The sequence below is a fragment of the Borborobacter arsenicus genome (assembly GCF_003934165.1).
GTDB lineage: Bacteria > Pseudomonadota > Alphaproteobacteria > Rhizobiales > Rhizobiaceae > Pseudaminobacter > Pseudaminobacter arsenicus.
On sequence record NZ_RKST01000108.1, the window covers coordinates 1 to 525 of the forward strand.

Here is a 525-nt window from a genome sequence, read left to right on the forward strand (position 1 = left end):
AGCTGGAGACCCGCATTAACCCTTGTGGATTGAGCCGACGGCCATGTTTGAAGCCGGATTGCGGGTTCGCGGTCGGTTGACGGACCACGTTTGGACGCCGGAATGTGTTGCCGGCATCGGTATGGAGGCCGCTTTTCCGACGGCAGACGGATTCAGCCCAAGGTTCTGGCCCGTTCATGGAAGATCAGCCTGTCGAAGTTGTAGGCGATGTTGGCCAGGATGAGTTTCGCCTCGGCACGTGCGATGCCGATGGTGCGGATGAACAGGCCGAACCTGTTCTTCTGGTGGGCGAAGACGTGTTCGACATGGGCACGGATCGACGATTTCGCGGCATTGGCCCGCGCGATATTCTGCGGCATCGGCTTGCCCGCCGGCTTGCGACGATGGATGCGGCTGACCAGCATCCTTGAAGCCAGCCATTTCTCGTTCTTCTGCGACCGATACGCGCTGTCGGCCCAGACCTCGGAGGAAGTGTTGTCTGTCGTCACCAATCGCGGCAGCATCCGCCCGTCCGCATGGGATGCC

General features: G+C 61.0%; 1 protein-coding gene. It reads right to left on the reverse strand.

Going from position 1 to position 525, the window contains the following annotated elements:
- Nucleotides 1–152 precede the first annotated feature (152 nt).
- A partial coding sequence (locus tag EET67_RS25420) for a transposase (protein ID WP_165900050.1) occupies nucleotides 153–525 on the reverse strand: 373 nt, incomplete at its 5' end.